Source organism: Oryzobacter telluris (assembly GCF_043099285.1).
Taxonomy (GTDB): Bacteria; Actinomycetota; Actinomycetes; order Actinomycetales; family Dermatophilaceae; genus Oryzobacter; species Oryzobacter telluris.
In genome coordinates this window covers 2,554,013-2,575,426 of sequence record NZ_CP170723.1, presented here as the reverse complement: position 1 = coordinate 2,575,426, position 21,414 = coordinate 2,554,013, and the positions used below count along the sequence as shown (strand labels likewise).

The window sequence follows — 21,414 nt, the reverse complement described above, 5'->3', positions numbered from 1 at the left end:
ACCGAAAGGAACCACCATGGCCAACCTCAGCAGGCGCAGCGTCGCGCCTGTCATCCTCGGCCTCGGCCTCACGCTCGCCCTCGGGGCCTGCGCCCAGGGGTCGGCCACCCGCACCGACGACGCCGCCGCGTCCGGCGGTCCGGTGACCGTGCGCTACATGAACTTCTCGGCCAACGGCGGCCACGAGAAGGACCTCGACGCCATCAAGGCGGCCTTCGAGAAGGCGAACACCGGCATCAAGGTGCAGATCGAGACCACGCCGTACGACGACTACTTCACCAAGCTGCAGACCGCGGTCGCGGGTGGCACCGCCGCCGACGCCTTCGAGCTGAACTACGAGAACTTCGTGACGTACGCGAGCAACGGCTCGCTGGCGCCGCTGAAGAGCACCGCGACGGCGTCGTACAAGCCCTCGCTGCTCGAGGCGTTCTCGGCCGACGGCAAGCAGTACGGCCTGCCCGAGTCCTTCTCCAACGTCGTGCTGTTCTACAACAAGGACCTCTTCAAGGCTGCCGGCGTCGAGGAGCCCACCGCCTCGTGGACCTGGGCCGACGAGCAGGCCGCCGCGGAGAAGCTGACCGACAAGAAGAAGGGCGTCTGGGGCGACTACCAGCCGATCTCGTTCTTCGAGTACTACAAGGCCGTCGCGCAGGCCGGTGGCGAGTTCCTCAACGCCGACAAGACCGCCGCGGCGTTCGACTCCGACGCCGGCCGCAAGGCGGCGCAGTGGCTCGTCGGCAAGTCCGGAACCACGATGCCAACCGAGGCCGACGGTGCGGGCACGCCCGACTTCGACTCAAAGCTCTTCAAGAGCGGCAAGCTCGCGATGTGGCACACCGGCATCTGGATGTTCTCCGGGATGGCCGACGCGCCGTTCGAGTGGGACGTCGCCGTCGAGCCGGGTGACACGACCAAGGCCTCGGCCATGTTCACCAACGGTGTCGTCGTCAACGCGAAGAGCGCGAACCAGGAGGCAGCCGAGAAGTGGATCTCCTTCCTCACCTCGTCCGACGAGATGGTCAAGACCCGCCTCGACACCAGCTGGGAGCTGCCGCCGGTCGCCGACGAGGCCAAGCTCGCCGCCTACCTCGACCAGCCGAAGCCGGCCAACCGCCAGGCCGTGTTCGACTCGCTCGACGCCACGGTGCTGCCCCCGGTCGTGGAGCGCCAGCAGGAGATGCAGGACGCGGTCGGCAAGGAGCTGAGCGCGGCCGCCGCGGGCCGCTCCAGCGCCGACGAGGCCGTGGCGGCCGCCGCCAAGGCGGTCACCGGGCTCCTCAAGTGACCCGCTGACAGCCGCCTCACCGCACACCACCGCACCACACGGCGCCCGCCGGGCCCGGACCACGCGTCCGGGCCCGGCGGCCCATGACGGGATCGATGATGACGACCACCCCCAGCCGCACCGACCTGCTCGTCGGTCTGGCCCACCGCAGCCACGCGGTCATCCGTGAGCACCAGCACCACACCGGCGCCTACCCGGCGTCCCCGGCCTTCTCCGCCTACCGCGGCTACGCCTGGCTGCGCGACGGCGGTTTCATCGCCGAGGGGATGTCGCGGTACGGCGACGTGGCCTCGGCCAACGACTTCCACGACTGGGTCGACCGCACGCTCGGTGCTCGCCGGTCCCAGCTCGACGAGGTGCTCGCCCTGCGCACAGCCGGGGCCCCTGTTCCCCCGTCGCTGCTGCTGCCCACGCGCTTCCGGTTCGACGGCGCCGACGGCGACGACGAGTGGTGGGACTTCCAGACCGACGGCTACGGCACCTGGGTGTGGGCCGTGGTCGAGCACGCCCGCCGTCACGCCCTCGACGTCTCGCGCTGGCGTGCCGGCATCGAGGTCGCGGTCGACTTCGCCACCGCCTTCTGGGACCAGCCCTGCTACGACTGGTGGGAGGAGCACGACGAGCAGCGCCACGTGTCGACCCTCGGCTCGGTCGTCGGGGGGCTGGAGGCCGCACAGGGGTGCGGCGCCATCACCGGGGAGCGGGCGGAGGCCGCGCGGGTCGCGGTCGCGGGGGCGCGTGAGCTCGCGCTGGCCGAGGGCGTGGCCGACGGCCACCTGACCAAGTGGCTCGGGTCGGCCGAGGTCGACGGGTCGCTGTCCGCGTGCGTCGTGCCGTTCGGGCTCGTCGAGCCCTCGTCGGCCCTGGCCCGCGAGACCCTCGCCGCGGTGGCCCGCGACCTCGACGTCGACGGGGGAGTGCACCGCTTCCGCGCCGACGTGTTCTACGGCGGCGGGCAGTGGCTGCTGCTCTCCGCCCTGCTCGGCTGGAACCTCGTGCGGCAGGGCGACGTCGACGGCGCCCGCCACCTCCTGGAGTGGGTCGCCGACCACGCGACCGACACCGGCGAGATGCCCGAGCAGGTCGACGACCACCTGCTGCACCCCGGCTCGCGCGCCGAGTGGGTCGAGCGCTGGGGTTCCGTCGCCACTCCCTTGCTGTGGTCCCATGGCATGTTCCTGGTCCTCGCCGACGAGCTCGGCCTCCTCGAGGAGACGTCCGCATGACCTCGCCCCTGCTCACCCACCGTCCCTTCGGGATCGAGCACCCCTACGCCACCTCGCTCGACCAGCGCGTGCCGGTCCGGCCGCTCGCGGGGGAGCGCTGCCTCCTCGGGGTTCAGGCCGACCCTGCCGTCACGGCCGTGACGGTGCAGTGGGCGTCACTGGATGCCGACGGGGCGCGCGGGCCGGTCACCGACCTCGCCCTCGAGCCGCGTCGGGCCGACTCGGCGGATGCTGCGGCGCTGGCCGGTGGTGAGGGGCATCTCGCTGCAGCACAGGCGTCCTCGCTCGGTGGCGACGGTGGCTGGGCCGTGCTCAGCCCGCCGGTGTCGGAGGCTGCCGGCCACGCCTACCGCTTCGTCGGCACGGTTGGCGACGGCGTCGAGGAGACCACCGAGTGGTTCACGGTGCGCCCCACGACGTGGGTGACGGACCTCCCGGCCGGGTGGTCCGCCGGGCTGTCCGGCGGTGACGGGCGCGTCGTCGACGGCTCGCTCGAGTGGCTCGTCTCCGCCGACGGCGTGCACCGGGCGCGGTTCGCGCTGGCCCTGGCCGAGGGCGACCACGTCGTCGGGTTCGGCGAGCGGTACGACGCGCTCGACCAGGCCGGGCGCCGCCTCGACTCCGTGGTGTTCGAGCAGTACAAGTCGCAGGGCAGGCACGGGCGCACCTATCTCCCGATGCCGTTCGCCCACGTGGTGTCGGACGACGGCTCGTCGTGGGGCTTCCACGTCCAGACCTCCCGGCGCACCTGGTACGACGTCGGCGCGGGCGACCGCAGCCGGCTCGTCGTGGAGGTCGACCTCGGCGGGTCGCCCGAGGAGTCGGTCACGCTCGCCGTGCACGAGGGGTCGCCGACCGAGGTGCTCACCGCCTTCCTCGACGACGTGGGCCGCGCCGAGGAGCTGCCGTCGTGGGTGTTCCGTCTCTGGGCCTCGGGCAACGAGTGGAACACCCAGGCGCTGGTGACCGAGCGGATGGACTCGCACCGCGACCTCGACATCCCCGTCGGCGTCATCGTCATCGAGGCGTGGAGCGACGAGGAGGGGATCATGATCCTCCGCGACGCCCGCTACCGGGTGAGGGAAGACGGCTCGCCGTTCTCGTTGGGGGACTTCGAGATTCCCGCCGACGGCGCGTGGCCCGACCCCCGGGCGATGGTCGACGACCTGCACGCGCGCGGCATCAAGGTCGTCCTGTGGCAGATCCCGTTGCTCAAGACGGCCCAGTCGGAGGACGGGCTCGGCGAGCAGGTCCTGGCCGAGGGCGCGGCCATGGTCGCCGGCGACCATGCCGTGCGCGAGGCCGACGGCCGCCCCTACCTCAACCGCGGCTGGTGGTTCCCGAAGTCGCTCATGCCCGACCTGTCGGTGCAGCGGACCCGCGACTGGTGGACCGCCAAGCGCGACTACCTCGTGCGCGACCTCGACGTCGACGGCTTCAAGACCGACGGTGGCGAGCACGCCTGGGGCCACGACCTCCAGTACGCCGACGGACGCCGCGGCGACGAGGGCAACAACCTCTACCCGGTCCACTACGCGCGCGCCTTCGGCGACCTCCTGCGCCAGCACGGCAAGGCCCCGATCACGTTCTCGCGCAGCGGGTTCGCCGGCTCGCAGCCGCACGGCCTGTTCTGGGCAGGCGACGAGGACTCGACGTGGGAGGCGTACCGGAGCTCGGTGGTCGCCGGGCTGAGTGCGGCGTCCTGCGGCATCGTCTACTGGGGCTGGGACCTCGCGGGCTTCTCCGGCCCGGTGCCCGACCCCGAGCTCTACCTCCGGGCCACCGCGGCCTCGGCCTTCATGCCGGTGATGCAGTACCACTCGGAGTTCAACCACCACCAGCCGCCGCTGCGCGACCGCACGCCGTGGCACGTCGCCGAGATGACGGGCGACGAGCGCGTCGTCCCGGTGTTCCGGCGGTTCGCCGTCCTGCGCGAGCGGCTCGTCGGCTACCTCGCCGAGCAGGCCGCCCGCACCGTCGCGACCGACCGGCCACTCATGCGTCCGCTCTTCTTCGACCACGCGTCGGAGCCGGCCGTGTGGGAGCACCCGTCGCAGTGGTCGCTCGGTGACGACCTGCTCGTCCGCCCCGTCCTCGAGGAGGGGGCCGTGGAGTGCGCCGCCTGGCTCCCGCCGGGGGAGTGGGTCGACGTGTGGACCGGCGAGGCGCGCACCGTGGGTGCCGGCGGCGAGGTCGTGACTCGGCACGTCCCCATCGACGAGGTGCCGGTGTGGTGCCGCGCGTCCGCGTGGCCCGTGCTGCAGGAGGTCTTCGCCGACCTTCCCTGACGAGGCCGCGCGAACGCCGACGGCGCCGCACCCCCGAGGGGATGCGGCGCCGTCGTGCTGCCCGAGTCGAGACTCAGATGTCGAAGTACATCTCGAACTCGTGCGGGTGCGGACGGAAGCGGATCGGGTCGACCTCGTTCTTGCGCTTCCACTCGATCCAGGTCTCGATGAGGTCCGAGGTGAAGACGTCGCCCTGGAGGAGGAACTCGTGGTCGGCCTCGAGGGCGTTGAGCACCTCGGGGAGCGAACCGGGAACCTGCTCGATGGCGTCGTGCTCCTCCGGGGGGAGCTCGTAGAGGTCCTTGTCGACCGGCTCCGGGGGCTCGATGCGGTTCTTGATGCCGTCGAGGCCGGCCATGAGCTGGGCGGCGAAGCAGAGGTACGGGTTCGACGACGGGTCCGGGATGCGGAACTCGATGCGCTTGGCCTTGGGGCTGTCACCGGCGATCGGGATGCGGACGCAGGCGGAGCGGTTGCGGGCCGAGTACACGAGGTTCACGGGAGCCTCGTAGCCGGGGACCAGGCGGTGGTAGCTGTTCACCGTGGGGTTGGTGAACGCGAGCAGCGCCGGGGCGTGCCGGAGCAGGCCACCGATGTACCAGCGGGCGAGGTCGGACAGGCCGCCGTAGCCGCGCTCGTCGTAGAACAGCGGCTCGCCGTCCTTCCAGAGCGACTGGTGGGTGTGCATGCCCGAGCCGTTGTCGCCGAAGATCGGCTTCGGCATGAACGTGGCGGTCTTGCCGCCCTCCCACACCGTGTTCTTGACGACGTACTTGAACTTCATCATGTCGTCGCCGGACTGGAGCAGCGTGGAGAAGCGGTAGTTGATCTCCTGCTGGCCCGCGGTGCCCACCTCGTGGTGGCTGCGCTCGACCTCGATGCCGACCTCGGCGAGGTTGAGGCAGATCTTGTCGCGGGTGTCGGCGAAGTGGTCGACCGGCGGGACGGGGAAGTAGCCGCCCTTGTAGCGGGTCTTGTAGCCGCGGTTGCCACCCTCCTCGGCGCGGCCGGTGTTCCAGGCCGCCTCCACCGAGTCGATGTAGTAGTAGCTGGCGTTCTGCTTGGTCTCGAAGCGCACGTCGTCGAAGACGTAGAACTCGGCCTCCGCACCGAAGTACGCGGTGTCGGCGATGCCGGTGGACTTGAGGTACGCCTCGGCCTTCGCGGCGATGTTGCGCGGGTCGCGGCTGTACGGCTCGCTCGTGAACGGGTCGACGATCGAGAAGTTCATGATGAGCGTCTTCTCGACCCGGAAGGGGTCGACGTAGGCGCTGGACGGGTCGGGGATGAGCTTCATGTCCGACTCGTGGATGGCCTGGAAGCCGCGGATCGAGGACCCGTCGAACATCTGGCCGTTGGTGAAGAAGTCCTTGTCCACCGTCTGGGCCGGCACGTTGAAGTGCTGCATGACGCCCGGCAGGTCGCAGAAGCGGATGTCGACGAACTTGACGTCCTCGGACTTGATGAAGTCGAGGACCTCGTCAGCAGAGCTGAACACTGATGAACCTCCTGGTGGTTCTCGTCGGGCACGGCTTCGGGGCGCCAGCGCTCGGGGTGTTGCGAGGGACACTACGGACCGGCCGTTTCCCGACCGTGACCCAAGTGTTTCGGCGGTGTAACGCAGCCACCGTATCAATGGGCGAGACGCGGCGCTCGACAGGCGGAACGGATGAGACGCGGGCCCGCGCCGCGCGTGCGGGACCGGCGCCCCTGCAGGTCAGGGGCCCGCCGGGACCCGGCTCCCGGGCGGCCGTGGCGCCCCGCCTACAGTGGCGTCGTGCCTGCCGACACCCCGCCCGCCGTCGCGCCCGACGGTCCCGAGACGGCCAGCTTCCTGCGGCGGCTGGGCGCCGTCGTCGTCGACTGGCTGATCTGCCAGGGCATCGCGCTGCTCTTCACCGGGACGCAGTCCGGGGGCGGGGGAGCGGCAGCCTTCCTGCCGCTCGGCATCTTCGCCGCGATGAACATCCTGTTCGTCTCGGTCGTCGGCTCCACGGTGGGGCACCGCCTGTTCGGGATGCAGGTGTGGCAGGTCCGGCCCGGCACCTTCCCCCTGCAGGTGATCGTGCGCACCGTGCTGCTCTGCCTCTTCATCCCGGCGGTCCTCACGGCGCGCGACGGCCGCGGGTACCACGACGTGCTCGCCGGCACGCGCATCGTGCGCCCCTGACGAACGGCTACGCCGGGCTCACTTGCCGCGCATCGCCTTGCGGTCGACTCGGGCGCGGTTGGGGTCGATGCCCTTGGGCAGCGGCGGACGCATGCCGCCGAGGGACTTCAGGCGCTTGTTGACGACCGAGGTCTCCTCCTTGGTCATCACCGGGCGCATCCGGGTGAGCTTGCCCGAGATCTTCTTGACGGGGACCTGGTCCTTGTCCTCGCCGACGACCCAGAGGTGCACCGGCACGCCGGGCGCGACGCGGGCGACCTTCTTCTCCTCCTGCTTGAGCAGGCGGGTGACGCGCGGCTCGGGGCCCTCGCCGATGAGGACGACGCCGGGGCGGCCGAGGGCGCGGAAGACCATCGCGGTCCCGGCCATGTCGCTGGGCTTGGTGCTGCGGGCGCCGTCGATGGCGACCGGCTCCTGGCCCGCGTACCAGCCGCGCTTGCCGAGACCGGTGAGCGCGGCACCGGCCGCGCCGGGCTGGCCGTCGAGCGCCCCGTACATCGCGGTGTTGCCGCGGCGGTTCATGACGAGCACGGCGGCGAGGAGCGCGGCCGGGATGGCGATGATGACGCTGTACCAGCGCCACCACCCACCGAGGAGGAACCCGCCGCCGACGAGGACGGCGGCCGCGCCCACGGCGGCGAGCAGCATCCACCACCCGAGGTTGGGGTCGAGGCTCTTGATCGCGCTGTAGGCCTGGCGGATCTGCGCGAGTCGGCCGGTCTTCTTCTCGGGCTGGTCGGACACGGGAGGGAGAACTCCTGATCGGGGGTGCTGTCGTCCGCGGGGTGCCGCGGTGTCAGGGCTCAGGATACGGTGCGTGCCGCCCGCGCCACCAACGACGCCGCCTCCTGCCGCGCCGGGTCGGACCCGGCCTGCGCGAGGTGACTCAGGTGCTCGGGGATGGGGCGGCCCCACTTGCGCATGGCCGTGGCCCACAGGCGCCCGGCCCGGTACGAGCTGCGCACGAGCGGGCCGGCCATGACGCCCTTGAAGCCGATGTCCTCGGCGACGTCGGACCAGTGGACGAACTCCTCGGGCTTCACCCAGCGGTCGATCGGGTGGTGCATCGGGGAGGGGCGCAGGTACTGGGTGATGGTGAGGATGTCGCACCCGGCCTCGTGGAGGTCGCGGATGGCCTCCTCGACCTCGTGGTCCTCCTCGCCCATCCCGAGGATGAGGTTGGACTTCGTGACCAGGCCGGCCTCGCGCGCCATCGACAGGACCCGGAGGGACTTCTCGTACGTGAACGCGGGACGGATCCGCTTGAAGATGCGCGGGACCGTCTCGAGGTTGTGGGCGAAGACCTCGGGGCGGGCGTCGAAGACCTGGCCGACGAGCTCGGGCTTGGCGCCGAAGTCGGGCGGGAGGATCTCGACGCCGGTGTTCGGGTTGAGGGCGTGGATCTGGCGGATCGTCTCGGCGTACAGGCCGGCCGCACCGTCGGGCTGGTCGTCGCGGGCGACGCCGGTGACGGTGGAGTAGCGCAGCCCCATCGAGCGCACCGACTCGGCGACGCGGCGGGGCTCGTCGAGGTCGAGGGCCTGGGGGCGGCCGGTGGCGATGTCGCAGAAGTCGCAGCGCCGGGTGCAGGTGTCACCGCCGATGAGGAAGGTGGCCTCGCGGTCCTCCCAGCACTCGAAGATGTTGGGACAGCCGGCCTCCTGGCACACCGTGTGCAGGCCCTGGCCCTTCACCATCGAGTGGATCTGGGTGTACTCCGGCCCCATCTTCGCGGTGGTGCGGATCCACTCCGGCTTGCGCTCGATCGGGGTCTCGGCGTTGCGCGCCTCGACCCGCAGCATGCGGCGCCCCTCTGGTGCGACAGTCACGCGCTCCAGAGTACGCCGCGGATCCCGCACTCCCCGAACCGGGACCGGTCGGTCAGCCGTGGGCAGAACGCGGGTCCCTCAGGGTGCGTCGCGATGCCCACCGAGGTCCTGCAGGCGCTCGGTCACCTCCTCGCGCAGCCCGCTGAGCATCTCGTCGTCGACCCGTTCGACCGGGCCCCCGCTCATCCAGAACTCGCCGTCGACGAGCAGCTGGACGGCGCCGCCGTCGCGCAGGTCGCCCCTGACCCCGCAGCGCCCCGTCGGGGCTGGGTGCCGCTCGCCCATGAGGGGGACCAGCCAGTGCGGCCGCTGACCGAGCACGAGCAGCGCCAGCCACTCGTCATCGACGAGGCGGACCAGGCTGTAGTCCCACTCGCTCGTGACGGGTCCCGTGGAGGCCGGGTGGATGGTGCGCCAGGTCGTCCAGGCGCCGAGCGCCGCCCACAGGGCCACGGCGACGGCGGCGGCGCCGAGGGCGTACCGCACCGGCTCCGGGAGCTCCTCCACGAGGAGGCCGATGCCGGCCAGCAGCGGGACCGGCCACCAGCGGGCGGAGGCGAGCGAGACCACAGGCGCCTGGTACCAGGGCTGCGGCGGCGCAGCGGTCACGCCCTCGGACCATCCCTCGACCCGGGCGAGGGCGTCGAGCTGGTCGAACAGCGGGGCGTCGGTCGCGATCGTCACCGGCTCCGGGGTCGTGAGGTCGAGCGCCGGCCCGGGTTGGGGAGCGAGGCGGATGGCGGGCCGTCGGACCCGCACCACCGTGGTGCCGACGACCAGGGCGCCGAGCACGAGGGCGAGCCCGCCCGGGATCACCGTGAGCCCCTCGTAGGTGCCCTCGTGGTCGAGCGCCCTGCCCGCGAACGGCGCGGCCAGGACGCGGACGACCACCGGGGACCCCGGGGCCGGGAACGGCGCGTAGCAGTCGACCTCGGCGTACCCCGGCGCGCCGTCCTCGGCCCACCGCACGGCACACGACTCGAGACCTTCCTCGCCGACGACGCGGACCATGGTGGCGGTCACGTCGTGGCCCGCGGCCCAGATGCCCTGGAAGGCCAGCAGCACCATCGTCGCCGCCGCGAACCCGGCCACCTGCCGGCGGGGGACGGCAGCGGCCAGCCGCCGCCACCGCGACGCCGGCCGTGGCGGCTGCTGGAGCGCCGCCGTGAGCGCCGGCTCCCACTCCTCGAGCGCGCCGACGAGGTAGCGGGTCCCGGCGGCGTCGACGAAGCCGCGTTGGGTGGCGAAGTCGAGCAGCTCGTCGTCGAGGTGGTGGCGCCGTTGGGCGGCGTTCGCGTAGGCCCGACCGTCGAGGAGCAGCTGGGTCCGTGCGCCCACGACGCGCAGGACCCCGTCATCGAGGACCGCCTGGGCGCGGCGGGTGTCGCCGGCGACCGAGACCAGGACGGGGACGGTGAGCCCGCGGCCTCGGGCAACGCGCTCCAGCGCGCCACCGGCCCGGACGTCGCGCCACCACGCGAAGGCGAACCCGCCGACGGCGCACACGACGATGACGGCGAGGGGGAGGAGCAGCTGGTGGGCCTCGATCACGCGCAGACCCTAGAGCACCCGGGGCGGGCGCTCACCCCGACCCGTCCCGGGCCGTCGGCGAGGTCAGCCGAGGACGTCGGTGAGGTGCTTCTCGGCGTAGGGGAGGACGTCCTGCACCGTGATGATGCGGCCCGCCTCGCGGGTCAGGGAGGAGACGCCGGCGTCGGCGATGCCGCACGGGATGATCGGATCGGCCCAGGCGAGGTCGGAGTCGCAGTTGAGCGCGAAGCCGTGCATCGTCACCCGGCGGCTGACCCGCACGCCGATCGCGCCGAGCTTGCGGTCCGGGCCGCGCCAGTCCTTCTCCACCCAGACACCGCTGCGGCCCTCGACCCGCACGGTCTCGACGCCGAACTCGCGGCAGACGCGGATCATCACCTCCTCGAGGCGGCGCACGTGCGCGACGACGTCGATGGGGACCTCGGGCAGCCGGACGATCGGGTAGCCGACGAGCTGGCCCGGGCCGTGCCAGGTGATCTTGCCGCCGCGGTCGACGTCGACGACGGGGGTGCCGTCGGTGGGGCGCTCGTGGTCCTCGGTGCGCTTGCCGGCCGTGTACACGGCGGCGTGCTCGAGGAGGAGGGTCGTGTCGGGGATGGTGCCCTCGACGACCTGCGCGTGGACCTCGCGCTGGGTGGCCCAGGCCTCCTCGTAGTCGACGAGGTCGGGGGCGAAACCGAGGTGGACGACGCGCATGGGTCCACCGTATGTCGCGCCACGCCCTCAGCGGAACCGCGGTTCCGCCGGGCCGGCCAGCGTCGCCCAACCGCTCCGGATGCCCGGCCGGCCGCCCCTGTGTATCAGCGGTGCGTCCGCTGTCTCCTTCTCGATGGCGCGCGGCGGTCCTGCCGCCGTGTCGCCGCGGCCCAGCGGGGCCGGTGTCGCCGGGCCGACCGGTGACCTCATCGAAGAGGGGACTTGCCATGCACGGTCGTCGTTCGTTGTCCTACGCCCTCGGGGGCCTGCTGCTCGCGGGGGCCGCCGTCACGCCGGCGGTCGCCGGTCCACCGGGCGGAGGTGAGGGGCTGCGTGGCCCGGCCGCGCGCGACCACGTCCGCAAGGACGCCGCCAGCGGCACCACCCGCGCCATCACCGGCGGGAAGGCCGGCCTCACCAAGCCGTCGAAGAGCCGGCCCGCCGACATCGCCCTGTCGTACGGGCGTTCCCACGCCACGGACTTCGGCCTGACGCGCGGCCACGACGCGACGCTCTACGTCGCCAAGGAGCTCCGGCTCACGACCGGTGCCACCGCCGTGCACCTCGGCCAGAAGGTCGGCGGGCTGCGCGTGCGCGACGCCGTGCTGACGGTGGTCGTGGCCGCCGACGGCAGCGTCACCTCGGCCGTCGGTGCGCTCTCGAGCGGTGTCGCCACCGCCTCCACCGACGCCCGCCTCAGCGCCGGCCAGGCGCTGGACACCGCGGCCAAGCGGCAGGGCGCCAAGGGCAAGCGCGCGCTGCGCGAGGCCGCTGACGTGCGGACCGCCGGCAAGCGCACCTTCCCCAACGTCTACGGGTCGGGCTCCACGAGCTCGCGACCCGTCTCGGCCGAGCTCGCCTGGTACCCCGTCGACCACGGGCGCGGGCTGCGCCTGGCCTGGCTCACCGACATCGAGTCGTCGGGCGACGAGTGGTGGGAGACCGTCGTCGACGCCGGCAGCGGCGCGGTCCTCGACCGCACCAGCCGCTACGCGCACTCCGGCCCCGAGGGGACCGTCTGGCGCGAGCAGCACCCGGAGGCCACGGGCGCGACCCGGCAGGTCACCGCCTTCACCGGCCTCGACGGGTCGTGGGTCAGCGGGACGACGACGAGCGGCAACAACGCCAACGCCTACCTCGACCGCAACGACGACGACGCGAACAACGAGTACCAGCCGACCGCGGCCGACACCCACTTCACCTACACCTGGACCGACGCCTGGCGGACCGCCGCCGACGTCAACTCCCTCGCCGCCCTCGACACCGACCGCGACGCCGCCATCACCCAGCTCTTCTACTACACGAACGTCATGCACGACTGGCTCTACGGGCACGGCTTCGACGAGGCGAGCGGCAACTTCCAGGTGAACAACTTCGGCCGCGGCGGGAGCGGGAGCGACCCGGTCCTCGCCGAGGCCCAGGACGGCTGGGACCTCGGCTGCGTCGACGACCAGGGCACCCCGGCGCCCGGCGACGACGTGGCGATCCGCTGCCTCAACAACGCCAACTTCGGCACCCCGGCCGACGGCTCGAGCCCGCGCATGCAGATGTACATGTGGGCGCCGACGCGGCCCTACCGGGACGGCGACGTCGACGGTGACGTCATCGCCCACGAGTACGGGCACGGCGTCTCGAGCCGGCTCGTCGGCGGCGGCACCCTCGGCTACAACGGCGGCGACCAGCGCGGCGCCCTCGGCGAGGGCTGGAGCGACGTCGTGTCGTACCTCAAGTGGGGCGACGCGGTGATCGGCGAGTACGTCACCGGCAACGCGACCACCGGCATCCGCTCGGTGGCCTACGACAGCTCTACGCTCGACTTCCAGGACTACGACACGAACTCGGGCAGCGGCCACGGGAACGGCCAGATCTGGGCGTCGACGCTGTACGACATCCGCAAGCTCTACCCGGGTGGCGTGGAGGCGATGGCCGACCTCGTCCTCGACGGGATGAAGGCGACGACCGCCAACCCGACGTTCATCGACGCCCGTGACGGCCTCCTCGCCGCCGACGGCGGGGCCAACCGGTGCCTCATCTGGTCGGCGTTCGCCGGCCGCGGCCTGGGCACCGGCTCCACCGGTGGTCTCGATGACGTGCCGACCTTCAGCGACGACCTCCCGGCCGAGTGCCTGCCGGTCGCGGACGCCGGAGGGCCCTACGTCACGCCCGAGGGCACCGACGTGAGCCTGAACGGCGCCGGCTCGAGCGGTGGTTCGGACGGCTCGGCGGGCGCGATCGCGATATACGAGTGGGACCTGGACGACGACGGGCAGTACGACGACGCCACCGGCGCCACCCCGACGTTCACCCGGGTGGGCCAGGACGGCGTGTCCACCATCGGACTGCGCGTCACCGACGCGTTCGGCAACCAGGCGACCGACACCTCGACGGTGACGGTGACCAACGTCGCGCCGAGTGTGTCGGTCAACCCGATCGGACCGATCAGCGAGGCCGGCACCGTGACGGTGACCGGCACGGTCACCGACCCCGGCTGGCTCGACCCGCTGACGGCGACGATCTCCTTCGACGACGGCGCGGCCCCCGTGGCCCTGGCCGGAGTGCTGGAGAACGTGCGGCCGAACGCCACGCTGACCTTCTCGGTCCAGCACCAGTACGGCGACGACGGGGCGTTCAGCGTCCAGGTCTGCGCGGCCGACGACGACACGACGGGCAACTGCGGCGCGGCCGTGGCGAACGTCGCGAACGTCGACCCGACCGCCGTCATCGACACCACCGGCGAGCAGGTCTACGACGGCGTCTCGGCCTTCGTCCTCGAGGCGGGGGAGGACCTCACGGTCCCCGTCGGCTCGACCGACCCGGGCAGTGACGACCTGCGCTTCGACTGGGCCTGGGGCGACGGCATCACCAGCACCCAGACCTCGCTCGTGAACCCGCCGTTCGCCGACCCGGCGAAGAGCCCGAGCGTGCAGCCGCGCAGCGTCTCCCGCTCGGCGACCCACGCCTACGCTGAGGCGTGTGCCTACACGCTCGACGTGACGGTGACCGACGACGACCTCGGGTCGGCGGCGGACAGCGCCCTCGTCCTCATCACGGGCAACGGCACCGTCTCCAAGGGGCACGGCTGGTGGCTCAACCAGTACCGGGTCAAGAAGGCGAACGACTTCACCCCGGCCCAGCTGCAGTGCTACCTCGACATCGTCGGCGCGATCAGCATGGTGTTCGACGAGCACAAGGACGCCTCGACACGGGCTGCCGCGACGCTCGTCCTGAACAACCCGGCCAAGTCGCCGGCGGACGTGATCTTCGACCAGCACGCCCTGGGCGCCTGGCTGAACTTCGCCAACGGCTCGGTCACGCTCTCGACGCCGGTCGACTCCGACGGCAACGGGTCGCTCGACAGCACCTTCGGGGCGGTCATGTTCCACGCCGAGACGGTGCGGACCAACCCCGCGTCGACCTCGGCGCAGATCAAGGCCCAGAAGGACGTCGTCGAGCGGATCGCGACGGTCAGCGGGAGCTGAGCGAGCGATGACCCGCAGGTGGTGGCTCCCCGCCGCGCTGTCCCTCGCCCTCGTGGCGGGGTGCGGCGCCGGGGAGCCATCGCCGTCCGGGTCGCCCGGTGGGTCGACGACCGGGTCGACGGCAGCGACCGTCTCACCGTCGGGGTCGCCCTCCGCGGCGCCCCGGCGGCTGACCCCGGAGGACGACGGCGCCACGTTCTCGATGGTCGTGGGCCGCTCCGTGTCGCTCGTCGTCAGCGACACCTCCGCGGACGACCCCGAGGTCACCGGCGACGCCGTGCAGCTGGTGCAGGTCGTCAACGTCACGGCCAGCGGCGTGCGGGAGTGGGAGGTCCGGGCCGAGAAGCCGGGGACGAGCACCATCACCTCGCGCTCCCCGGAGTACCGGATCACCGTCGTCGTCGGCTGAGCCCGGAACGGGCGTCGCCGCAGCCCTAGGCTGGCGGACATGACACGCGTCGGACTGGTCGGGTACGGGTCGTCGGGGCGCGACATCCACACGCCGGTGCTGCGGGCCGCGGGGCTCGAGGTGGCCGCGGTGTCGACGAGGGACGAGGAGCGTGCCGAGTCCGCCCGCGCCGACCATCCCGGGGTCGAGGTCGTGCCGGGGCTCGAGGAGCTGCTCGCGGTGCCGGGGCTGGATGTCGTGGTGCTGGCCTCGCCCTCCGGCGCCCACGCGGCCCAGGCGCGGGCGGTGGCCGACGCCGGGCTGGCCTGCGTCGTCGACAAGCCGCTGGCCGTGGACGCGGGGACCGCCGCCGACGTCGTGCGGCACGCAGCCGGTCGGGGGAGCGCGCTCACGGTCTTCCAGAACCGGCGCTTCGACGCCGAGCAGGCGACCGTGGCACGAGTGGTGCGGGACCGTCTGGTCGGTGAGGCCTTCCGCTACGAGATGCGCTGGGAGAGATGGCGACCCGTACCGAAGGACCGCTGGCGCGAGAACGCGACGGCGGCCGAGGGTGGCGGCCTCCTCCTCGACCTGCACAGCCACCTCGTCGATGCCGCGGTGCAGCTGTTCGGTCCGGTCGTCACCGTCTCGGCGACGGTGGCGTCGCGCACGACGCCGGCCGAGGACGACGCCTTCCTCGTGTGCCGGCACACCTCGGGGGTGGTCTCGCACCTCTCGGCGACGTCCGTGGCGGGGGCGCCGGGGCCGCGGGTGCGGCTGCTCGGGACGCAGGCCGCGTACGTCCTCGTCGACTTCGAGGCGGAGGAGCACCCCTGGTCCGGCCAGTCCGACGCCTCGCCCGAGCAGGCGGGCTGGCTCTACCGCGGGGGTGAGCGCGAACCCGTTGCGCGCGAGGCGAGCTCGCAGGCCGACTTCTACAGGGCGGTGGCCGCGGCGGTCGCGTCGGACGACCCGCAGGCGCTCATGCCCGTCGACCCGTGGGACGCGGTCCACACGCTGGCCGTCATCGACGCCGCTCGCGTCGCCGCCGCCGAGGAACGCGTCGTCCGGGTCGTCACCCCACCCCGCTGAGCCTGGTCAGGGGGCGGGCAGGAGACGGGGCTCGATGCGCTCCTCGGTGATGCCGTCGCCGCCCTTCGTCACGACGTACGCCCCCTTGCCCTCGACCTCGGTGACCGCCTCGACGAGCTCGGTGCCGCGGTAGACCAGGCCCACGCCGTCGTCGGTGCAGTGGGTCACGGGCAGCGTGCCGTCGGCGACGAGGCGGTGCACGGTGGGGCGCCGCTCGGCCTCGGAGTCGTAGTGGACGCCGTTGCCGTAGGGGAGCAGGCCCAGGCCGTTGGTCACGGCGCGCAGCTCGGGCCCGAAGGAGTCGGTGGTGCCGCCGAGGTACCAGCAGATCGAGCCGGCCGACACCCCGCTGAGGACGACGCCCGCCTCCCACGCCGCCCGCATGGCCGGGCGCAGGTCGTGGACGTCCCAGACGGCGAGGAGGTTCGCGACCGAGCCGCCCTGCACCCAGACGACGTCCTGCTCGAGGAGGACCGCCGCGGTGTCGTCGTGGTTGGGCATGGGGAACAGGTCCACGGTGGTGACGTCGAAGCCCGCGACGCGGCCGGCCTCGAGCACGGCGTAGTTGAAGTCCTTCGCGTCGCCGGAGGCGGTGCCGACGAACGCGATCCGCGGGCGCCGGCCGTGCGCGCCGGAGAGGTCGACGGCGTGGTGGACCAGGCCGTTGAACGCGATGCGGGTGCGGGCGCCCCAGCGGTAGCCGCCGGAGGTCGCGAGGACGGTGCGGGAGTCGGTCGCCATGCCGACCACCCTAGGAGCCTGTGGACAACCCACCGGCGGCCGGGGAGGTTCCCGGCAGGCTGGCCACATGGACGAGGGGGAGCTCGGGACACGCGGCGGCTCGGTGGGCGGCCGGCACGGCCATGGTGGCGCAGGGGTCGCCGTGGCGGTGGCCGGTGGCACGGCGACGCCCCCGGCCCCCCTCGTCCCCGGGTTCCAGCTGGGTGAGCTGCTGGCGCGCGGGGGCACCAGCGAGGTGTGGCTCGGGGTCGAGGAGGCCAGCGGGCGACGGGTGGCGGTCAAGGTGGTCGGCGCCGACCTCGACGCCCTCGAGGTCGCGGCGCGCGAGGCGTCGCTGTCGGCGAGCGCGGCCTCGGCGCACGTCGTGCCGATCGACGCGTGCATCCCCCTGGCCGACGGTCGAGCCGCGCTCGTCATGCCCCACGTGCGCGGGGGAGCCCTCGACGCGCTCGTCCGCGCGCGGGGCCACCTCGCGCCGGGCGAGGTGGTCACCGTGCTGGCCCCGCTGGCCTCCGCGCTCGGGCGGCTCCACGACCTCGGGGTGGTCCACGGCGACGTCTCTCCGGGCAACGTCCTCCTCGAGCTCGACGGGCGTCCGCTGCTCGCCGACCTCGGGCTCGGGCACGTCGTCGGGGAGGTCGCGCACGGCGTGTGGGGCACCGACGGGTACGTCGCCCCCGAGGTCCTCATGGGTGGCGACCCCGGTCCGGCCGCCGACGTCTACGCGGTGGGTGCGGTGGGCTGGCTCTGCCTGAGCGGCCAGGTCCCGGGGCCGCCGGGGCTGCGGCCCACCCTCGCCGAGGTGTCCCGGGCGGGCGACGGGGCCGGTGGGGTCGTCGCTGTGCTCGAGGCCGCGGTGGGCCCCGTGGCGGCCGACCGCCCCACCGCCCACGAGCTCGCCTGGCAGCTCTTCCACACCGCGCGGCCCGAGCCGCTGCACCTCGTGCGGGGCGACGACGAGACGAGCGCCGTCACCTACCGGCTGCGGGCCGCGGCCGACCGACCGCCCGATGACGCACCCCGCCCGTCGCCGTGGGCTCGTCTCGCCGCCGCGGTCGGTTCGCGGTGGGCGGTGCGTCGGGATCGACCCGCGCCGCTGTCACCTCCACCGCTGTCCCCTCCACGCATGTCGCCGTCGTCGCTCCTCCCGGCGCGGTCAGGCGCGCCGAGGCGGCCGAGGGGACGGCACGCGGGGAGGGTCGTCCGGCCCGGCGCCGGGTCGGGACGGTGGAGGTCGGTCCTCGCCCTCGTGGGCGTGCTCGTCGGCCTCGTCGTGACTGCGGTCGTCGTGCTCCCCGCCCAGCGCGCCGAGGCTCCGGCCCGGGCCCGGCCGGCAGCGCTCCCGCCGGTGGGCAGCGACGTCCGCACCGACCCCGCCGCACCACGGGAGCGACCCACGCAGCTGCTGGCCGCCCTGGCGCAGGCGCGGGCGGTGGCGTGGCGGGAGGCCACGGCGGCGCACCTGCACGGGGCCGATGCCCCGGGCTCGGCCGCGGAGTCCCGCGACCGGGCCGCGGTCACCGACCTCGCGCGTTCGGGCCTGCGGTACACGGGCCTGGCCTACGTCGTGCGCGACGCCGTCACGGTCGATGCGGGAGCCGCCTCAGCCCGCATCAGGGCCCGGTTCGACACCAGCGCCTACGAGGTCACCGGGCCGACCGGGTCCACGCCACGGGGCGCCGTCGCGGGGGAGGAGGTGGTCGTCACGCTGGTGCTCACCGACGTCGGCTGGCGGGTCAGCGACCTCAGCGCCGCGCCCTGACCTCAGGTGACGAGCCAGCTCGCCGCGGTGTCGAGGTCGGGGTGCTGCGGCACGTAGCCGCTGTCGCGCAGCGCGTCGCCGACGATCCGCTGGCTGCCGAGGATCTCGTCGGCGAACCCGCCGACGACGGCCCGCAGCGCGAGCGACGGGGCCGGCAGGACGGTCGGGCGGTGCAGGGCGCGACCCATGGCCGCGACGACGTCCTTCTGCCGCGCGGGGGCGGTGAAGAGGTTCACCGGGCCGGTCACCTCGGGGTGGTCGAGCAGGTGGAGGATCGCGCCGACCTCGTCGGCGAGGGTCAGCCACGGCCAGAACTGGCGACCGTTGCCGAGCGGGCCGGCCAGGCCGAAACGGGCCAGTCGCAGCAGGGGTGCGGCCGCCCCACCGTCGGCGGCGAGGACGATGCCCGTGCGGATGAACGCGACCGGCGCCCCGGCGTCGACGGCCGGCTGGGCCGCGGCCTCCCATGCGATGACGACGTCGGCGAGGAAGCCGGTCCCGGGCGGGCTCGCCTCGGTCAGCTCCTCCTCGCCGCGGTCGCCGTAGAAGCCGACGGCCGACCCGGAGAGCAGCCGCACGGGGCGGCCGGTCTGCGCGATCGCGGTGGCGACGGCGGTGGTGGCATCGACGCGGGAGGCGAGGATCTCCCTCTTGCGCGACGGCGACCAGCGCTCGTCCCCGACACCGGCTCCGGCGAGGTTGACGACGCCGTCGACCCCGTCGAGGGCAGCCGGGTCGAGGCGGCGGGACGCCGGGTCCCACTGCACCTCATCGGCGCCCCGGGGGGAGCGGCGCACGAGGCGGACGACCTCGTCGCCGCGCTCACGGAGCGCGGCGACGAGGGCGGTGCCGATCAGACCCGAGGAGCCGGTGACGGCGACGCGGCCCATCGTGGGTGCCTCGGGGTCGACCCGGTCAGAGACCGAGGTCGGCCTCGAAGGCGCCTTCCTCGAGCCGCTGCTTCATCGTGGTGAGGAAGCGGGCGGCGTCGGCGCCGTCGACGATCCGGTGGTCGTACGACAGGGCGAGGTACACCATCGAGCGGATGGCGATCGTCTCGCCACCGTCCTCGGTGATGACGACGATCGGGCGCTTGACGACCGACCCGGTGCCGAGGATGGCCACCTGCGGCTGGTTGATGATCGGGGTGTCGAACAGCGCGCCGCGCGAGCCCGTGTTGGTGATGGTGAAGGTCCCACCGGCCAGGTCGTCCGGCATGATCTTGTTGTTGCGCGTGCGGTCGGCGACGTCGGCGATGCCGCGGGCCAGGCCCGCGATGTTGAGGTCGCCGGCGTTCTTCAGGACCGGCACGAGCAGGCCCTTCTCGGTGTCGACCGCGACGCCCAGGTGCTCGGCACCGTAGTAGGTGACCTCGTCGTCCTCGATGCTCGCGTTGACGGTCGGGTGGGCCTTGAGGGCCTCGACCGCGGCGAGGGCGAAGAAGGGCAGGAAGCTGAGCTTGGTGCCCTCGCGCTGGGCGAAGTCGGCCTTGGCGCGGTCGCGCAGCCGCGAGATGCGGGTGACGTCGACCTCGACGACCGTGGTCAGCTGCGCCGAGACCTGGAGGGACTCGACCATCCGGCGCGCGATCGTCTTGCGCAGGCGCGACATCTTCTCGGTCGTGCCGCGCTTGGAGTCGGCGGACGGGGCCGCCGGAGCGGCCGCGGCCGTTGCCTGGGGCGCGGGGGCGGCCGGGGCCGCCTCCGGCTCGGGCGCCTTCTTGGCCTCGGCGGCGGCGATGACGTCCTGCTTGCGGATGCGTCCGCCGATGCCGGTGCCGGCCAGGCTCGCGAGGTCGATGCCGTGGTCGGCGGCGAGCTTGCGCACGAGCGGGGTCACGTAGGCGGCCGCGTCGCGGTCACCGTCGGTGGAGGCCGCGGCGTCGTCGGACTGCTCGGCCGCGGGGGCCGGTGCGGCGGGAGCCTCGGCCTTCGCCGGCTCGGGCTCGGGCGCCTTCTCCTCCGCCTTCGGCGCCTCGGGCTCGGGCTCGGGGGCCTTCTCCTCGGCCTTCGGGGCCTCGGGCTCGGGGTCGGGCGCCTTCTCCTCGGCCTTGGGGGCCTCGGGTTCGGGGGCCTTCTCCTGCGCCGGAGCCTGCTCCGCCGCAGCGGAACCGCCACCGCCGCCACCGACGATCGCGAGGTCCGCGCCGACCGGCACGGTCTCGTCCTCCTGGACGAGGATCTGGGTCAGGGTGCCCGCCACGGGCGAGGGGATCTCGGTGTCGACCTTGTCGGTGGAGACCTCGAGGAGCGGCTCGTCGACGGCCACCTCGTCGCCCTCGGCCTTGAGCCAACGGGTCACGGTGCCCTCGGTGACCGACTCGCCGAGCGCCGGCATCGTCACGGTCGTGCCGGAGCCGCCGCCGGACCCGGAGTCGGAGGACGCGGCGGGGGCTTCCTCGCCCGCACCGGAGTCCGCGGAGCCGGAGTCCTCGGAACCGGAGTCCTCAGCGCTGCCGGAGTCGTCGGAACCGCTGGAGTCGTCGGACGCCTGGGGCTCTGCCGGCTCCTGCCCGCCCTCGTCGCCCGCCTCGGCCACGGCGTCGCCGTCGGAGGGGTCGGACACCTCGTCGGCCGGGCCCTCGTCGGTCGACGCACCCTCGTCCGCGGACTGCGAACCGCCGTCGGAGGAGCCGCCGCCGGAGCCGTCACCGATGACCGCGAGGTCGGCACCCACCGGCACCGTGTCGTCCTCCTGGACGAGGATCTCCTCGAGCGTCCCGGCCACGGGGGAGGGGATCTCGGTGTCGACCTTGTCGGTGGAGACCTCGAGCAGGGGCTCGTCGACCTCGACCGCGTCGCCGACGTTCTTGAGCCACCGCGTCACGGTCCCCTCGGTGACGGACTCGCCGAGTGCGGGCATCTGTACACGTTCGGACATCAGTGGTGCTCTCCTTCGTGGGCGGCG

At 73.2% G+C, this 21,414-nt stretch carries 16 protein-coding genes; 8 read left to right on the top strand and 8 right to left on the bottom strand.

The window, feature by feature from the left end; genetic code table 11:
* Positions 1 to 16 precede the first annotated feature (16 nt).
* The 3 genes from ACFLFB_RS11865 (at position 17) to ACFLFB_RS11855 (ending at position 4,799) form a co-directional block, all read left to right on the top strand.
* The gene (locus tag ACFLFB_RS11865) at positions 17 to 1,285 is read left to right on the top strand and encodes an ABC transporter substrate-binding protein (RefSeq protein WP_392542384.1); all 1,269 of its coding nucleotides are present in this window, start codon (positions 17 to 19) and stop codon (positions 1,283 to 1,285) included.
* Between the two features lie 98 nt (positions 1,286 to 1,383).
* Entirely contained in the window at positions 1,384 to 2,511 is a 1,128-nt protein-coding gene (locus ACFLFB_RS11860) for a glycoside hydrolase family 15 protein (RefSeq protein ID WP_392542383.1), read from the top strand.
* Positions 2,508 to 4,799: a TIM-barrel domain-containing protein gene (locus ACFLFB_RS11855; protein WP_392542382.1), complete on the top strand. Its 2,292-nt coding sequence runs from the start codon at positions 2,508 to 2,510 to the stop codon at positions 4,797 to 4,799. The genes ACFLFB_RS11860 and ACFLFB_RS11855 overlap by 4 nt, the downstream gene beginning before the upstream one ends.
* 73 nt (positions 4,800 to 4,872) lie before the next feature.
* Here ACFLFB_RS11855 and glnA read toward each other — a convergent pair whose 3' ends face one another.
* The gene (glnA, locus tag ACFLFB_RS11850; RefSeq protein WP_392542381.1) at positions 4,873 to 6,297 is read right to left on the bottom strand and encodes a type I glutamate--ammonia ligase; all 1,425 of its coding nucleotides are present in this window, start codon (positions 6,295 to 6,297) and stop codon (positions 4,873 to 4,875) included.
* 279 nt (positions 6,298 to 6,576) lie between these two features.
* Between glnA and ACFLFB_RS11845 the strand changes: the two genes are divergently transcribed.
* Positions 6,577 to 6,969 (top strand): RDD family protein, encoded by a 393-nt coding sequence (locus ACFLFB_RS11845; protein ID WP_392542380.1) that lies wholly within the window; start codon positions 6,577 to 6,579, stop codon positions 6,967 to 6,969.
* 18 nt (positions 6,970 to 6,987) lie between these two features.
* On the opposite strand, the gene ACFLFB_RS11840 is transcribed toward ACFLFB_RS11845, so the two are convergent.
* The 4 genes from ACFLFB_RS11840 to lipB form a co-directional block, all read right to left on the bottom strand.
* Positions 6,988 to 7,713, bottom strand: coding sequence for a DUF4191 family protein (locus tag ACFLFB_RS11840; protein WP_392542379.1), 726 nt, complete (start codon positions 7,711 to 7,713; stop codon positions 6,988 to 6,990).
* 59 nt (positions 7,714 to 7,772) lie between these two features.
* Positions 7,773 to 8,798, bottom strand: coding sequence for a lipoyl synthase (gene lipA, locus ACFLFB_RS11835; RefSeq protein WP_392542378.1), 1,026 nt, complete (start codon positions 8,796 to 8,798; stop codon positions 7,773 to 7,775).
* A gap of 78 nt (positions 8,799 to 8,876) precedes the next feature.
* Complete coding sequence (locus tag ACFLFB_RS11830; protein ID WP_392542377.1) at positions 8,877 to 10,349, bottom strand: hypothetical protein; 1,473 nt, start codon at positions 10,347 to 10,349, stop codon at positions 8,877 to 8,879.
* A 63-nt stretch (positions 10,350 to 10,412) separates the two neighbouring features.
* Positions 10,413 to 11,045: a lipoyl(octanoyl) transferase LipB gene (lipB, locus tag ACFLFB_RS11825; protein ID WP_392542376.1), complete on the bottom strand. Its 633-nt coding sequence runs from the start codon at positions 11,043 to 11,045 to the stop codon at positions 10,413 to 10,415.
* Positions 11,046 to 11,272: 227 nt separating this feature from the next.
* Here lipB and ACFLFB_RS11820 point away from each other — a divergent pair, with 227 nt between their 5' ends.
* From ACFLFB_RS11820 to ACFLFB_RS11810, 3 genes are read left to right on the top strand one after another with little or no spacing between them, the layout of a single operon-like run.
* Entirely contained in the window at positions 11,273 to 14,524 is a 3,252-nt protein-coding gene (locus ACFLFB_RS11820; protein ID WP_392542375.1) for a M36 family metallopeptidase, read from the top strand.
* 7 nt (positions 14,525 to 14,531) lie between these two features.
* On the top strand, positions 14,532 to 14,933 hold the full coding sequence (locus ACFLFB_RS11815) for a hypothetical protein (RefSeq protein WP_392542374.1): 402 nt from the start codon (positions 14,532 to 14,534) through the stop codon (positions 14,931 to 14,933).
* 39 nt (positions 14,934 to 14,972) lie between these two features.
* Positions 14,973 to 16,004 carry a Gfo/Idh/MocA family oxidoreductase gene (locus ACFLFB_RS11810; protein ID WP_392542373.1) on the top strand — a complete coding sequence of 344 codons (1,032 nt, stop codon included), beginning with the start codon at positions 14,973 to 14,975 and terminating at the stop codon, positions 16,002 to 16,004.
* Positions 16,005 to 16,010: 6 nt separating this feature from the next.
* Here ACFLFB_RS11810 and ACFLFB_RS11805 read toward each other — a convergent pair whose 3' ends face one another.
* On the bottom strand, positions 16,011 to 16,745 hold the full coding sequence (locus ACFLFB_RS11805) for a Type 1 glutamine amidotransferase-like domain-containing protein (RefSeq protein ID WP_392542372.1): 735 nt from the start codon (positions 16,743 to 16,745) through the stop codon (positions 16,011 to 16,013).
* Positions 16,746 to 16,812: 67 nt separating this feature from the next.
* Between ACFLFB_RS11805 and ACFLFB_RS11800 the strand changes: the two genes are divergently transcribed.
* Entirely contained in the window at positions 16,813 to 18,507 is a 1,695-nt protein-coding gene (locus ACFLFB_RS11800; protein ID WP_392542371.1) for a protein kinase domain-containing protein, read from the top strand.
* A gap of 2 nt (positions 18,508 to 18,509) precedes the next feature.
* Here the strand turns inward: ACFLFB_RS11800 and ACFLFB_RS11795 are convergent, their stop codons facing one another.
* Both ACFLFB_RS11795 and sucB read right to left on the bottom strand, forming a co-directional pair.
* Positions 18,510 to 19,397: a TIGR01777 family oxidoreductase gene (locus tag ACFLFB_RS11795; protein ID WP_392542370.1), complete on the bottom strand. Its 888-nt coding sequence runs from the start codon at positions 19,395 to 19,397 to the stop codon at positions 18,510 to 18,512.
* 25 nt (positions 19,398 to 19,422) lie between these two features.
* Entirely contained in the window at positions 19,423 to 21,387 is a 1,965-nt protein-coding gene (gene sucB / locus ACFLFB_RS11790) for a 2-oxoglutarate dehydrogenase, E2 component, dihydrolipoamide succinyltransferase (RefSeq protein WP_392542369.1), read from the bottom strand.
* Between the last annotated feature and the right edge of the window lie 27 nt (positions 21,388 to 21,414).